Here is a 13,572-nt window from a genome sequence, read left to right on the forward strand (position 1 = left end):
GCCGCATGTGCCGCAAACGACTTAATCCCCTCCGTCCCTTTTTTCAGTACAGGATGCGCGTGCGCAGCGTGCCCGGAATCGCGGCCAGCTCGTCGCGCACGGCGGCGGCTTGTTCCTCGCTGGCGGTGATGTCGATCACCACGTAGCCCACCTTCGGGTCGGTGCGCAGGAACTGGCCGTCGATGTTGACGTTGTGGCGCGAGAAGATCTCGTTGACCTTGGACAGCACGCCCGGCACGTTCTGGTGGATGTGCAGCAGGCGCAGGCTGTCTTCGTGTTCGGGCAGGGTCACTTCCGGGAAGTTGACCGCCGACAGGGTGCTGCCGTTGTCGCTGTAGCGCACCAGCTTGGCCGCCACCTCCACGCCGATGTTGTCCTGCGCCTCCAGCGTGCTGCCGCCCACGTGCGGGGTCAGGATCACATTGTCGTGGCGGGTCAGCGGCGATTCGAAGATATCGCCATTGCCCTTCGGCTCGACCGGGAACACGTCCAGCGCGGCGCCGCCGACGTGGCCGCTGGCCAGCGCCGCGTCCAGCGCATCGATGTCGACCACGGTGCCGCGCGCGGCGTTGATCAGGTGCGCGCCCTTGCGCATCTTCGCCAGCTCGGTGCTGCCGATCATCCACTGCGTGGACGGGGTCTCCGGCACGTGCAGGGTGACGATGTCGGCGCGGGCCAGCAGGTCGTCCAGGCTGGCCGCAGCACGCGCATTGCCCAGCGCCAGCTTGGTTTCCACGTCGTGGAAGATCACCTGCATGCCCAGCGATTCGGCCAGCACGCCGACCTGGGTGCCGATGTGGCCATAGCCGATGATGCCCAGGGTCTTGCCACGCACCTCATGGCTGCCGCTGGCCGACTTGGACCAGCCGCCGCGATGGCACTCGGCATTCTTCTGCGGAATGCCACGGGTCAGCATGATGGCCTCGGCAATCACCAGCTCGGCCACGCTGCGGGTGTTCGAATAGGGCGCATTGAACACCGGGATGCCGGCCAGCTCGGCCGCGTCCAGGTCGACCTGGTTGGTGCCGATGCAGAAGCAGCCCACCGCGATCAGGCGCTTGGCCTCGGCCAGCACTTCGGCGCTGAGCTGGGTGCGCGAACGGATCCCGACGATGTGCGCCTCGGCGATGCGCGCCTTTAGTTCGTCCTCGGGCAGCGCCTTGGTGTGCGCTTCGATCTGGCTGTAGCCGGCGGCGCTGAATACCTCCACGGCGGTCTGGCTGACCCCCTCCAGCAACAGCACGCGGATATCCTGCTTCGGGAACGAGGTCTTCTTCGGCGACATGGGGCGACACGGCCAGTGGGACAGGGGCTGACCACTATGCCAGATCGCAGCGACCATGGTGCAGTGCGCAATTGGTTGCATCCGTAGCTATCTGCACGGCTGCGGGGCTGGACGCTGGCGCGTGCCGCTGGCACGCTTGCCCGTTCTTCACGCACCGCGCTGGACCGTCATGACCGATTCCCGCATTGCCTCGCTGCAACAAGCCTGCCCCGGCCTGAAGCTGAAGACCGATCCGTCCGACCTGGAGCATTACGGGCGCGACTGGACCCGGCGCTGGACGCCGGCGCCGCTGGCGATCGCACTGCCGGCCACGGTCGAGGAAGTGCAGGCGGTGATGCGCTGGAGCGCAGGCGAGGGCGTGGCCGTGGTGCCGTCCGGTGGCCGCACCGGCCTCTCGGGTGGCGCGGTGGCCGCCAACGGCGAGCTGGTGCTCAGCCTGGAACGGATGAACAAGGCGCTGGCCTACGACGCGGTCGATCGCACCCTGGTGGTGCAGGCCGGCATGCCGCTGGAAGCCGTGCACAATGCCGCGCTGGACCATGGCTTGATCTACCCGGTGGATTTCGCCGCGCGCGGGTCCTGCTCGATCGGCGGCAACATCGCCACCAATGCCGGTGGCATCCGCGTGATCCGTTACGGCAACACCCGCGAGTGGATCGCAGGGCTGAAGGTGGTCACCGCTGACGGCGAGTTGCTGGAACTCAACAAGGGGCTGATCAAGAACTCCAGCGGCTATGACTTCCGCCAGCTGCTGATCGGCTCGGAGGGCACGCTGGGTGTGATCGTCGAAGCCACAGTGAAATTGACCGACCCGCCGCCGGCCAGCAACGTGATGCTGCTGGCAGTGCCGAGCTTTGAAGTTCTGATGCAGGTGTTCGCCGCGTTCCGCGCGCGCCTGCAGCTGCAGGCCTTCGAATTCTTCACCGACCGGGCGCTGGAGCACGTGCTGGCACATGGCGCACAGGCACCGTTCGACGAGGTGCATCCGTACTACGTGGTGACCGAGTTCGCCGCGGGCGACGAGGCCCAGGAAGCGGCGGCGATGGCCGCGTTCGAGGACTGCATGGGCAATGGCTGGGTCAGCGATGGCGTAATCAGTGCCAGCGACGCGCAGGCCGCGCAGCTGTGGCGCCTGCGCGAAGGCATCACTGAGTCGCTTGCCCGTTACAAGCCCTACAAAAACGATGTTTCGGTGCGGATCTCGTCGATGCCGGCGTTCCTGGCCGAGACCCAGGCGCTGATCGGGCAGGCCTATCCGCATTTCGACGTGGTCTGGTTCGGCCACATCGGTGACGGCAATCTGCACATCAATGTGCTCAAGCCGGACGACACCAGCGACGCTGATTTCGTGGCGCAATGCGAGCACGTAACCAAGCTGTTGGCGCAGGTGCTGGCCCGCTTCGATGGCAGCATCTCGGCCGAGCACGGCATCGGCCTGGTCAAGAAGGGCTACCTGGACAGCACCCGCGGCCCGGCCGAGATCGCCCTGATGAAGGCGGTCAAACGCGCGTTCGATCCCCAAGCGCGGCTGAATCCCGGCAAGCTGTTCGACGTTTGAGCCGGGCAAATCCTTCACGCACCCGTTACGCTCCACGCTTCCTAACAACCGGCTTCGAACCGATGACCCGTCCGCTTCTGCTGCTCGCCCTGCTGTCCCTGCCGCTGGCCGGCTTCGCTTCCAGCTTCGCCGGCACGTCGGCCGGTTCCGCCACGGGCGCTTCCTCCGGTTCCTCGGGCAGCAGCTCGGGCGATGACAAGGTGGTACTGGCTGCGCGCGACGATGCCGCTGCGTTCGTCGCAAGCGACGGCCAGATCCGTGGTGCCCGCCTGCAAGCGGCGCTGGTCCACCTGCGTGAGCAGAGCACTGCCGCACAGCAGCAGAGCGATCTGGAACTGGCCCGCGCGCTGCTGGCACGTTGATCCCGCCTTCGGGTAGTGCCAGCCGCTGGCCGGCAACGCCATGACATCTGCACGGAACGCAGCCACGCATGGCGTGGCTCTACTGCTGATCGCCCACGTCGCGCACGCGGCCGATCGCCTGCAGCTCGATCCTGCAGGGCTGAGCCCTGCACAGCAGCAGGTGGCGACGCAGACCCTGGCCGACGTGCAGTCATTGTTGCCAGATGGCCTGCTGCGCGCCCTGCCGGCGCAGGTGCAGGTGCGCTGGAGTGATGGCCTTCCCGCCGAGGTGCATGGCCGCGCCTTCGCCGGCCGCATCACGTTGCGCCGCGATCTTCTGGATGACGGCATGCCCGGCGCCCGGCGCGCACGCCGCAGCGCGCTGGTACACGAACTGACCCATGTTGCCGACCGTACGGCGGCGAACTGGTCGCGCAGTGTGCGCTGGCGTGATCTGGCCGGGTGGCAGCGCAAGCCGTGGCATCTCGGCCGTGGCGGCAATGACTTCCGAGACCGTAGTCCCGATGCGTATGAACTGAAAGATCCGGCCGAGTACCTGGCAGTGAACGCCGAGCATTTCGTGCTCGACAGTGAATTCGCCTGCCGGCGACCGGCACTGGCGCAGTGGTACCAGATGCATTTTGGAACGCCGCCTTCGTTGCCGCAGCCGCAATGCGCTACGACACTGCCGTTGCTGCAGGCCGAACCGGAAGAGGGTGCGGCGTCGTTGCTGCACCTCGACCCGGCACGCGTCTACGCGGTGGACTACCTGTTTGCCGAAGGCAGCGCGCAGCCGATGAGCCGCTGGGGCCACAGCATGCTGCGGCTGGTGATCTGCCGGCCGGGCCGTGCGCCGGGGCCGGACTGTCGCCTGGACCTGGAATACCACCGTGTGCTTTCGTTCCGTGCCTTCGTTGGTGACGTGCAGATTTCCAACTGGCGTGGCCTTACCGGTGGCTACCCGTCGCGACTGTTCGTGCTGCCGCTGCAGCAGGTGGTGGATGAGTACACCAAGGTGGAACTGCGCGGGTTGCAGTCGCTGCCGTTGCAGTTGTCGCCCGGCGAGATCGCCAGCCTGCTCGAGCGCACTGCGCAGGTGCACTGGAGCTATGACGGGCGCTATTACTTCGTCAGCAACAACTGCGCGGTGGAAACCGCCAAGCTGCTGCAGGCGGGTGTGCCTCGGCTGGGGGAGGCCGGGCTGGCCCAGCTGAGTCCGCGTGGTTTGAAGCGTCGGCTGTCGCAGCTGCATGTGCTGGACGAGCAGGTACTCACGGACCGCAATGCAGCACAGGCGCAGGGTTACTACTTCGCCTCGGCACGCGATCACTACCAGCAGTTGTTCGGCGCGGCGGCAGCCCAGCTGGCATTGCCCGCACGCGACGTACGCGGCTGGTTGAAGCTGCCCGCACAGCAGCGTGCGCTGTGGTTGCTGCAGGGCGACCTGCGCGCAAGCGCCGGCCTGCTGCTGCTGGAACAGGCTGCGCAACGCCGCGCCGAGCTGCGCGCGCGCGATGTGCTGAAACGGCGCCTGCTGGCCGCACCGGACAGTGCCGAGACCCGGGGCCTGCGCCAGTTGCTGGAGCAGGGTGGGCAATGGCTGCGCCCGGGTACGCTGCTGGCGGACGGCGGCTACGGGTTGCCGCTGGCCGATGAGCAGGCGGTGCTGGCCGAAGCGGTTGCCACCGCCAGCGCACAGGCGGTGCCGGCCTGGCAGGCGCTGCGCGTACAGCTGCGTCAGCAGCTGCCGGAGAAGCAGCGCAACGAAATGGATGCGATCGACGCCAACCTCGCTGCGCTCGGTGCCCGCCTGCGGGAACAGGCAGCCACGCCGGCTATTGGCGCGGCAGCTCGATAACGAAACGGCTGCCACCAGCGTTGCCCGCCGTGCAGTAGACGCGGCCGCCGTGCGCGTCGGCGATGGCCTTGACCACCGCCAGGCCGAGCCCGCTACCGCCACCCTGGCGCGAACGCGAACCGTCGGCACGCATGAACGGAGAGAAGATGTCGGCGTGCAGCTCAGGGTCGATGCCCGGGCCCTCATCCTCGATCGCTACCTGCACATGGCCCGGTGTGTCATGCACGGCAATCCGCACCTTGCCCGGGCTGGCATAGCGGCGCGCGTTCTCCAGCAGCGCCAGCAGCGCCTGGCGCAGGCGGGTCGGGTCGCAGTGCGCGTTGTGTTCTTCGCGGCTGGTTTCCAGCTCCAGCACGAAGCCGGCGGCGCGGAACTGGGGATCGACCAGGGTCATCACCGAATACACTTCGGCCACCACGTCGGTACGTGCGCGGCGCACGTCCAGCCGCGCATTGTCGGACAGGCTCAGCACGCGCAGATCCTCGATCAGTCGTGACAGGCCCTCGACCTGGGCGAGCAGGCTGCGGAACTGTGATTCGTCCGGCTGGAAGACGCCCTCGGCCAGGCCCTGCAGGCGGCCGCGCAGGATCGTCACCGGAGTCCGCAGTTCATGGGCGATGGCTGCATGCCACATCGCACGCTCGCTCTCCACGTGCTGCAGCCGCCGCGCCATGGCATTGAAGTCCTCGACCAAGGTGGCCACTTCGCCCGGCGAGTTTTCCTCGACGCTGGCACGGGCACCGAGGTCGCCGCCCGCGAGCGCGCGCACGCTGTCCACCAGCGAATTCAACGGCGACAGGATGCGATGGGCAAGACGGAACGAGGCGGCGATGGCCAGCGCCAGGCCGGTCAGGATCACGCCGACCATCCATGCCAGTTCAGGGCCGGTCGGCAGCCAGCTTTCCGGTTCCTCGGTAGTGCCGGGGAAGAATTCGACCAGCACCGCATACAGCAGCCAGGACGACAGGATCATCATCACGATGACGCCGATCACCATCAACGACATCGAGACGATGATGTGGCGGCTGAGCCCGGAGCGGCGCAGGCGGGCCATCAGCGGTCGGCCATCAACCGGTAGCCGACGCCACGCACGCTGGCCGGCACATTGACCATGCCCACTTCATCCAGCTTGCGGCGCAGCTTGCTGACATGACTGTCGACCGTGCGCTCCAGCGCCTCGCTTTCCGGCAGGCATTCGTGCATCAGTTCGCTGCGGCTGAAGATGCGGGTCGGCGCCAGCGCCATGCAGTGCAGCAGCTTGAACTCGGTGAGCGTGAGCAGCACTTCGTGGCTGTAGCCGTCGCCTTCCACATGCACGGCATGGGTGGCCGAGTCGATCAGCAACGGGCCCGCGCGCAGTGCGGTCGGTGCGTCCACGCGCGAGCCACGCAGCGTACGCCGCAGCACGGCGCGCACGCGCGCTGCCACTTCGGCTGGATTGAACGGCTTGACCACGTAGTCGTCGGCGCCCATGCGCAGCGCAGTCAGCTTGTCCAGGTCCTGGTCCAGTGCGGTCAGCATGATCACCGGCGTCTCGCCGCGCTGGCGCAGCTGGGTCAGCACGCTCCAGCCATCCAGCCGCGGCAGCTGCACGTCGAGCAGGACCAGGTCGGGGCGGGCGCTGCGATGCAGGTCCAGTGCGCTGTGGCCGTCGGCGGCGCGCAGCGTACGCAGTCCTTCGCGTTCCAGATAGGCGGTAAGAATGTCGGCGATCTCGGCCTCATCCTCGACGATCAGGACGAGGGCGGCGAGGGCAGGGGCGGCATGCATGCAGGGGCGGGGCCTTAAGGTGCTTGCCTCCATCGTATCTCCACAGTTCCTCCATCGAAACCCCATCATCGCCCCGCAGACTGCACGCTTCAGAACCTATCAGCCGCCCGCGCGGCATTGTGCACAGCAATGAGAACCTTCAGGACTCCGGTCGCGTTGATCGCGGCCCTCGCCCTGGCCATGACGGCCTGCTCCGCCCCCGAAGCCACGCCCGAAGCGGCACCGCGCGTCAGCGTGGTTACTGTCGGCCCGCAGGTCGTGCAGCGCGATGACGAACTGCCCGGCCGCGTGGCCGCCGTACGCACCGCACAGATCCGTGCCCAAGTGGGCGGCATCGTGCAGCGCCGGCTGTTTGAGCAGGGTGCGGAAGTGCGCGCCGGCCAGGCCCTGTTCCAGATCGATCCGGCGGCGTTCCGTGCCGATGTCGACTCGGCACTGGCCGCACTGCAGCGCAGTGAGGCAGCCTTGGGCCGCAGCCGCGTGCAGTCGCAGCGCCTGCATGCGCTGGCGGCCGCGCAGGCGGTCAGCCAGCAGCACCGCGACGATGCCAGTGCCGAGTACGAACAGGCCCGTGCCGCGGTGAACGAAGCGCGCGCGATCCTGGCGCGTCGCCAGCTCGATCTGCGCTATGCCACGGTCAGCGCGCCGATTGCCGGCCGCATCGACCAGGCGCTGGTGACCGAAGGTGCACTGGTCGGCGTGGCCGATGCCGAGCCGATGGCGGTGGTGCAGCAGATCGACCAGGTCTACGTCGATGTACGCCAGCCGGCCGCGCAGCTGGAGTCGCTGCAGCGCAGCGCTGCCGGTGGCGGCGAGCTGCCGGTGACGATCATCGGTGCGGCCGGCAAGCCGCTGCCCGAACGTGGCCAGATGCTGTTCTCCGGTATCAATGTCGATGCGCGCACCGGTGATGTGATCCTGCGCATCCTGGTCGACAACCCGCAGCGCCAGCTGCTGCCCGGCATGTACGTGCGCGCGAAGGTGCCGCGGGGTGCGCCGGCCAGCGCGCTGACCGTGCCACAGCAGGCCGTGCTGCGCAGTGCCGGTGGCCAGGCCTATGCCTGGGTGATCGGTGGCGATGGCAAGGCGGTGATCCGCACGCTGGAAGTGGACGGTAGTGTCGATCGCCAATGGCTGGTGCGCACCGGCCTGAAGGCGGGCGAAAAGGTGGTGGTCGAAGGCCAGGAGCGCCTGCAGGAAGGCGTGGTGGTCGATGCGCGCGACTGGCAGATGCCGGTCGCCAGCGCCGGCGCGGTGCAGGCCGGCAGCAAGGGCTGAGCCTCTACCGAGCCGGTCCCTCCAGGAAAATCCAACATGGCACGTTTCTTCATCGATCGCCCGGTGTTCGCCTGGGTGCTGGCGATCTTCATCATCCTGGCCGGTGTGCTGGCGATCCCGCGGCTGGCGGTGGAGCGCTATCCGGCGGTTGCCCCGCCCAGCGTCAGCATCTATGCCAGTTACCCGGGTGCGAGCCCGCAGACGCTGAATGACGCGGTGGTCGGCCTGATCGAGCGCGAGCTGTCCAGCGTCAAGCACCTGCTGTACTTCGAGTCGTCGGTGGACACCTCCGGCGAAGCCTCGATCACCGCCACCTTCAAGCCGGGCACCAACCCGGAGCTGGCGCAGGTGGACGTGCAGAACCGGATCAAGGCGATCGAGCCGCGCCTGCCGCGCAGCGTGCGCCAGAACGGCCTGTTCGTGGAGGCCGCCGATTCCGGTTTCCTGATGCTGGTCGGCCTGCGTTCGCCGGATGCCAGCGTCAGCGAGGCCGCACTGGGCGACTTCATGGCGCGCAACATCATCGAGGAGCTGCGCCGCATCGATGGCGTCGGCCGCGTGCAGCTGTTCGGTGCCGAACAGGCGATGCGCGTGTGGCTGGATCCGACCCGGTTGACCGGCTATGGGCTGACCATGGGTGACGTGGCCGCTGCCATCGAGCAGCAGAACCTGGAGATCTCGCCGGGGCGCATCGGCGATTCTCCGGGTGTTCCGGGCCAGCGCATCACCGTGCCGCTGAGTGCCGATGGCCAGCTGTCCACGCCGGAGCAGTTCGCTGCCATCGTGCTGCGCGCCGGGGCCGACGGCTCGCGGGTGGTGCTGGGCGATGTCGCCCGCGTCGAGCTGGGCGCGCAGAGCTATGCCTGGGGCACCCGCGAGGATGGCCATCCGGCCACCGCCGCCGGCGTGCAGCTAAGTCCTGGCGCGAACGCGGTTCGCACCGCGTCGGCGGTGCGCGAGCGCATGGCCGAGCTGGCGCCGCTGCTGCCGCGCGGCGTGGAGTCGAGCATTCCGTTCGACACCGCACCGTTCGTGAAGATCTCGATCCAGAAGGTGGTGCAGACGCTGCTGGAGGCCATGCTGCTGGTGTTCGCGGTGATGTACCTGTTCCTGCAGAACTGGCGCTACACGCTGATTCCGGCGCTGGTCGCACCGATCGCGCTGCTCGGCACCTTCGCGGTGATGCTGGCACTGGGCTTCTCGATCAACGTGCTGACCATGTTCGGCATGGTGCTGGCGATCGGCATCATCGTCGACGACGCCATCGTGGTGGTCGAGGGCGTGGAACGGATCATGGCCGAGGAAGGACTGCCGCCGCGCGAGGCCACCATCAAGGCGATGCGCGAGCTGACCGGTGCGGTGATCGGCATCACCCTGGTGCTGACTGCCGTGTTTATTCCGATGGCGTTGGCCAGCGGCTCGGTGGGCGCGATCTACCGCCAGTTCACCGTGGCGATGGCGGTGTCGATCCTGTTCTCGGCGCTGCTGGCATTGAGCCTGACGCCGGCGCTGTGCGCGACCCTGCTGCGCCCGAATACCCATGGACACCATGGTCGTGTCGGGCTGTTCGGTGCCTTCAATCGTGGCTTCGAGAAGATGACCGGGCGCTACCAGCGTGGCGTGGCCTCGGTGCTGCAGCGCAGTGGGCGGGTGATGGGCGTGTTCGCCGCACTGGTGGTGGCGCTGCTGCTGGGCCTGCACTGGTTGCCGGGCGCATTCCTGCCGGAAGAAGACCAGGGCTATTTCATGACTTCGATCCAGCTGCCGGCCGAAGCCACCGCCGAGCGCACGCTGGCCGTGGTCGAAGCCTACGAGCGGCACGTGGCCTCGCGTCCGGGCATCGGCTCCAACCAGTCGATCCTCGGCTACAGCTTCTCCGGCTCCGGCCCGAGCGCGGCGCTGACCTACACCATGCTCAAGGACTGGAGCGAGCGTGCAGGCGCCACCGCGGCCGGCGAGGTGGAGGCCGCGCAGAAGGCGATGTCCACGATTGCCGAGGGCGAGGTGATGAGCGTGATGCCGCCGGCGATCGACAGCCTGGGCCGTTCGTCCGGCTTCTCGCTCGCCCTGCAGGCGCGTACTGGGCAGAGCCAGGCCGAACTACGCGCGGCCCTGCAGCAGCTGCTGAAGCTGGCCGAGGCCAGCCCGCTGCTGTCCGAGGTGCATGCCGATGGCCTGCCGGCCGGCACCAGCGTGCGGCTGGACATCGACCGGGCCAAGGCCGAGGCGATGGGCGTGGGCTTCGAACACATCAGCAGCACGCTGTCGGCTGCGATGGGCTCGCAGTACGTCAATGACTTCCCCAACAAGGGCCGGTTGCAGCAGGTGATCCTGCAGGCAGACGCCTCGCACCGGATGGAACTGGAGGACGTGCTGAAGCTGTACGTGCGTAACAGCGAGGGCGGCATGGTGGCGCTGTCCGAACTGGTGACCCCGCACTGGACCGAGGCGCCGCTGCAGCTGCAGCGCTATCTCGGCTTCCCGGCGCTGAATCTGTCCGGCGCCCCGGCCTCCGGCGTGTCGACCGGTCAGGCGATGGCGGAGATGGAGCGGTTGGCGGAGAAGCTGCCGTCTGGCTTCGCCCTGCAATGGACCAGCCAGTCGCTGCAGGAGCGCGAATCCGGTGCGCAGGCGCCGTGGCTGTTGCTGCTGTCGATGCTGGTGGTGTTCCTGGTGCTGGCGGCGCTGTACGAGAGCTGGTCGATTCCGCTGGCGGTGATGCTGGTGGTGCCGCTGGGCCTGCTCGGCGCGGTCGCCGCCGTGTTGTTGCGCGGCATGCCCAACGACGTGTTCTTCAAGGTCGGCATGATCACGGTGATCGGGCTGTCGGCGAAGAACGCGATCCTCATCGTCGAGTTCGCACGCCAGCTGCAGCAGCAGGGCCGTGGCCTGGTCGAAGCGGCCTTGGAGGCGGCACGGCTGCGCCTGCGGCCGATCGTAATGACCTCGCTGGCGTTCGCGCTGGGCGTGGTGCCGCTGATGCTGGCGCAGGGCGCATCGAAGGAAACCCAGCAGGCGATCGGAACCGGCGTGTTCGGCGGCATGGTCAGTGCGACCGTGCTGGCGGTGTTCTTCGTGCCGGTCTTCTATGTAGTAGTGCAGGGTGCGCGGCAGTGGATCGCGCAGCGCCTGCGCAGGCGCCGGCCGATGCCGGAAGGAATCGTGGATGGAACGGAACATCGTTGAAGATCTGCACGAGCAACAGTTGATGGCGCTGGAGCAGCGCCTGTGCGCAGCGCTGCTGGAAAATGATCACGATGCGCTGACCGCGCTGGTATCGCCGGCCTTGTTCATGATGGACGGCCATGGCGGCCGCATGCTCGACCTGCCGTGGCTGGGCGATTGGCTGGCCGGTGGCCTGCAGGTACGGAACCTGCAGTTGCACGCGGTGGAAACGCTGCTGTGCGGACGCCTGGCATTGTTGTCCAGTGACGTGCGCTTGTCGGTGCGCGGGCAGGGCCAGGAGCGCGAGCTGAAACTGCGCCTGCTGCGGGTCTGGACCTGCAGTTCCGGCGACAGTGGCGCACAGTTGCTGTCGATGGCGGTGCTGGCCGCGTGAGTGCGGTCAGGCCGCTTTCAGGCCCCGCTCACCGGCAGGTGGTAGGGTCGAAGATCTCTGTAGTGTCGACAAGGAGTCGAGCCATGCGTGTAGTCCCCAGTCTGTTGGCAGCCTCCCTCGGGTTGGTCCTGGCCGCGTGCCAGCCGGCACAGCCACCCGCTGCGGGCGGCACTGATGCCGCGCCGCCGGCCGCGCCCGAACCGGCTGCCAGCACCGGCGCCGGTACCGGCAGCGAGACCATGTACCGGTGTGGTGATCTGAACGTGCGCGCGACCTTCAATGGCGAGGATGCGGCGACGGTAGTGATCGGCGAACGTACCTTCGCCATGACCTCCGAGCGTGCGGCGTCGGGCGCGAAGTATGGCGATGGCCAGGGCAACAGCTTCTGGACCAAGGGCAGCGATGACGGCCTGTTGAGCCTGAAGGGCGAGGCCGATCGCGAGTGCCATGCGGTCGAAGCCACCGAAGGCGATGGCAGCGCCGGCAATGCCGCGTTCCGTGCCACCGGCAATGAACCCGGCTGGCTTGCAGTCGTTGACGGCGATGCGCCGGGCCTGCAGGTGGAAGTCGATTACGGCGAGCGCCGCTTCGATGTGGCCAAGCCCGCCGAGGGGGCCGACGGATGGAGTGGCAAGGCGTCCGACGGTACCGACGTCAAGCTCAGCTTCCAGCGCACCACCTGCCAGGACGACATGAGTGGTGAGGCGTTCGAGGCCAAGGTGAACCTGACCATCGGCACCCGCCAGTACCACGGCTGCGGCAATTTCGGCGCGAAGTAACGCCCGATTCCGCGGATCGGTGACGCCGGGCCATGCCCGGCGTGCATCGATCAGCCCCCGCAGGGCTTCAGGTCGAGATCGAAGTCCAGGTCATAGCGGCCGTTGATCCCGATCAGCGCTGCGCGGACAGCGCAGTCACCGCGATGACGCGCGACCAGATCGGTGAAGTTCTTCTCGCGGCCTTCGCAGTATTTGGCGCTGGCCTCTTCCAGTTCACGGCGACGCTCGTCGTCGTACGGCTCTTCGCCGGCAAAATGCTGGCAGGTGTTCTCGCGCGCGAGGAAGGCCTGCACGTCGGCCGGCATCGCGCAGTAGATGCGCACGTCGTCGACGTCATACACATCCTCCGGGACCGGACAGCCTGCGGCTGCACGTACCTTGTCCAGGTCCTCTTCGCCCGAGGGCTGCTCGGTAGCGGGCTCCGCTTCGGCGATGGCCTCCACGGCGGCCGGTGCCTCCACCGCTGGTGCGGCGGTCACGGCCGGTTCGGCTGGCGTGGCGTCGGCAGCATTGTCCGCTGCCTGCGGCGAACATGCCGCAAGCAGGGACAGGCAACCGATCAGCGCAAGGCGCTTAGTCGGCACGGCCAGCGAATTCGCCGGTGGCGGTGTTCACCAGCACGCGCTCGCCGTTGACGATGTACTCCGGCACCATGATTTCGATGCCGGTGTTGAGCTTGGCCGGCTTCGGGCGCTTGGTGGCGGTGCCACCCTTCAGTTCCGGCGGCGTCTCGATCACTTCCAGCACCACCGAGGCCGGCAGCTGGATCGCCACCGGCTGTTCGTCGATCACCTGCACGTAGATACCGGTCAGGCCGTCGGTGATGTAGCCGGCGTCGTCGCCGATCACGTCTGCGTCCAGGGTGTACGGGGTGTAGTCCTCGTCATCGAGGAACACGAACGCATCGCCGTCCTTGTACGAATAGGTGGACTGGCGGCGCAGCAGTTCGACCTCGACCAGGTTGTCGTCGGCATCGAAGCTGGCATCGAGCTTGTTGCCGCCCGGCACGCTGTACATGATGAAGCGGAAGCGGACGTTGCCGCCGCGACCCTGCGGCGAGCTGCGCTCGATGTCGCGGATCTGGTACACGCCGTTGTTGTACTCGACGACGTTGCCCTTCTTGATGTCGTTGGCTTTCATGGTG

General features: G+C 67.5%; 12 protein-coding genes. 7 read left to right on the forward strand and 5 right to left on the reverse strand.

Annotated features, from left to right (window positions below):
- Window positions 1-43: 43 nt before the first annotated feature.
- Window positions 44-1,285 carry a phosphoglycerate dehydrogenase gene (gene serA / locus ACZK4Z_RS09745; protein WP_125895396.1) on the reverse strand — a complete coding sequence of 414 codons (1,242 nt, stop codon included), beginning with the start codon at window positions 1,283-1,285 and terminating at the stop codon, window positions 44-46.
- A gap of 169 nt (window positions 1,286-1,454) precedes the next feature.
- On the opposite strand from serA, the gene ACZK4Z_RS09750 reads away from it, so the two are divergent.
- The 3 genes from ACZK4Z_RS09750 to ACZK4Z_RS09760 all read left to right on the forward strand — a co-directional run bounded on the left by ACZK4Z_RS09750 (window position 1,455) and on the right by ACZK4Z_RS09760 (window position 5,042).
- On the forward strand, window positions 1,455-2,843 hold the full coding sequence (locus ACZK4Z_RS09750; protein ID WP_049400143.1) for an FAD-binding oxidoreductase: 1,389 nt from the start codon (window positions 1,455-1,457) through the stop codon (window positions 2,841-2,843).
- A gap of 62 nt (window positions 2,844-2,905) precedes the next feature.
- Window positions 2,906-3,205 carry a DUF2388 domain-containing protein gene (locus ACZK4Z_RS09755; protein WP_014037036.1) on the forward strand — a complete coding sequence of 100 codons (300 nt, stop codon included), beginning with the start codon at window positions 2,906-2,908 and terminating at the stop codon, window positions 3,203-3,205.
- 40 nt (window positions 3,206-3,245) lie between these two features.
- The gene (locus tag ACZK4Z_RS09760) at window positions 3,246-5,042 is read left to right on the forward strand and encodes a DUF7844 domain-containing protein (RefSeq protein ID WP_478451494.1); all 1,797 of its coding nucleotides are present in this window, start codon (window positions 3,246-3,248) and stop codon (window positions 5,040-5,042) included.
- Here ACZK4Z_RS09760 and ACZK4Z_RS09765 read toward each other — a convergent pair.
- Window positions 5,020-6,096, reverse strand: coding sequence for an ATP-binding protein (locus ACZK4Z_RS09765; protein WP_478451495.1), 1,077 nt, complete (start codon window positions 6,094-6,096; stop codon window positions 5,020-5,022). The genes ACZK4Z_RS09760 and ACZK4Z_RS09765 overlap by 23 nt on opposite strands.
- Entirely contained in the window at window positions 6,096-6,812 is a 717-nt protein-coding gene (locus tag ACZK4Z_RS09770; protein WP_188348094.1) for a response regulator, read from the reverse strand. Before ACZK4Z_RS09770 ends, ACZK4Z_RS09765 begins: the two co-directional genes overlap by 1 nt.
- Before the next feature lie 129 nt (window positions 6,813-6,941).
- On the opposite strand from ACZK4Z_RS09770, the gene ACZK4Z_RS09775 reads away from it, so the two are divergent.
- The 4 genes from ACZK4Z_RS09775 to ACZK4Z_RS09790 all read left to right on the forward strand — a co-directional run bounded on the left by ACZK4Z_RS09775 (window position 6,942) and on the right by ACZK4Z_RS09790 (window position 12,428).
- Window positions 6,942-8,090 carry an efflux RND transporter periplasmic adaptor subunit gene (locus ACZK4Z_RS09775; protein ID WP_172711742.1) on the forward strand — a complete coding sequence of 383 codons (1,149 nt, stop codon included), beginning with the start codon at window positions 6,942-6,944 and terminating at the stop codon, window positions 8,088-8,090.
- A 36-nt stretch (window positions 8,091-8,126) separates the two neighbouring features.
- Window positions 8,127-11,276, forward strand: a complete 3,150-nt coding sequence (locus tag ACZK4Z_RS09780) for a multidrug efflux RND transporter permease subunit (protein WP_478451496.1) — start codon at window positions 8,127-8,129, stop codon at window positions 11,274-11,276.
- A complete protein-coding gene (locus ACZK4Z_RS09785) occupies window positions 11,257-11,649 on the forward strand; it encodes a nuclear transport factor 2 family protein (protein WP_293796829.1) in 393 nt (130 codons plus the stop codon). Before ACZK4Z_RS09780 ends, ACZK4Z_RS09785 begins: the two co-directional genes overlap by 20 nt.
- An 83-nt stretch (window positions 11,650-11,732) precedes the next feature.
- On the forward strand, window positions 11,733-12,428 hold the full coding sequence (locus tag ACZK4Z_RS09790; RefSeq protein WP_253144500.1) for a COG3650 family protein: 696 nt from the start codon (window positions 11,733-11,735) through the stop codon (window positions 12,426-12,428).
- A 50-nt stretch (window positions 12,429-12,478) separates the two neighbouring features.
- Here ACZK4Z_RS09790 and ACZK4Z_RS09795 read toward each other — a convergent pair whose 3' ends face one another.
- Both ACZK4Z_RS09795 and yeiP read right to left on the reverse strand, forming a co-directional pair.
- On the reverse strand, window positions 12,479-13,012 hold the full coding sequence (locus ACZK4Z_RS09795; RefSeq protein WP_049400134.1) for a hypothetical protein: 534 nt from the start codon (window positions 13,010-13,012) through the stop codon (window positions 12,479-12,481).
- Window positions 13,002-13,568 (reverse strand): elongation factor P-like protein YeiP, encoded by a 567-nt coding sequence (gene yeiP / locus ACZK4Z_RS09800; RefSeq protein ID WP_005409468.1) that lies wholly within the window; start codon window positions 13,566-13,568, stop codon window positions 13,002-13,004. The genes ACZK4Z_RS09795 and yeiP overlap by 11 nt, the downstream gene beginning before the upstream one ends.
- Between the last annotated feature and the right edge of the window lie 4 nt (window positions 13,569-13,572).

The sequence above is a fragment of the Stenotrophomonas sp. 71799_Sma genome, assembly GCF_056482505.1.

Bases quoted from the DNA above. Each gene is read 5' to 3' on its own strand.
- ACZK4Z_RS09760 (WP_478451494.1), top strand. From the start codon at position 3,246: ATGACATCTGCACGGAACGCAGCCACGCATGGCGTGGCTCTACTGCTG.
- ACZK4Z_RS09780 (WP_478451496.1), top strand. From the start codon at position 8,127: ATGGCACGTTTCTTCATCGATCGCCCGGTGTTCGCCTGGGTGCTGGCG.
- ACZK4Z_RS09770 (WP_188348094.1), bottom strand. From the start codon at position 6,812: ATGCATGCCGCCCCTGCCCTCGCCGCCCTCGTCCTGATCGTCGAGGAT.
- serA (WP_125895396.1), bottom strand. From the start codon at position 1,285: ATGTCGCCGAAGAAGACCTCGTTCCCGAAGCAGGATATCCGCGTGCTG.
- ACZK4Z_RS09775 (WP_172711742.1), top strand. From the start codon at position 6,942: ATGAGAACCTTCAGGACTCCGGTCGCGTTGATCGCGGCCCTCGCCCTG.
- ACZK4Z_RS09750 (WP_049400143.1), top strand. From the start codon at position 1,455: ATGACCGATTCCCGCATTGCCTCGCTGCAACAAGCCTGCCCCGGCCTG.
- yeiP (WP_005409468.1), bottom strand. From the start codon at position 13,568: ATGAAAGCCAACGACATCAAGAAGGGCAACGTCGTCGAGTACAACAAC.
- ACZK4Z_RS09765 (WP_478451495.1), bottom strand. From the start codon at position 6,096: ATGGCCCGCCTGCGCCGCTCCGGGCTCAGCCGCCACATCATCGTCTCG.
- ACZK4Z_RS09785 (WP_293796829.1), top strand. From the start codon at position 11,257: ATGGAACGGAACATCGTTGAAGATCTGCACGAGCAACAGTTGATGGCG.
- ACZK4Z_RS09755 (WP_014037036.1), top strand. From the start codon at position 2,906: ATGACCCGTCCGCTTCTGCTGCTCGCCCTGCTGTCCCTGCCGCTGGCC.
- ACZK4Z_RS09790 (WP_253144500.1), top strand. From the start codon at position 11,733: ATGCGTGTAGTCCCCAGTCTGTTGGCAGCCTCCCTCGGGTTGGTCCTG.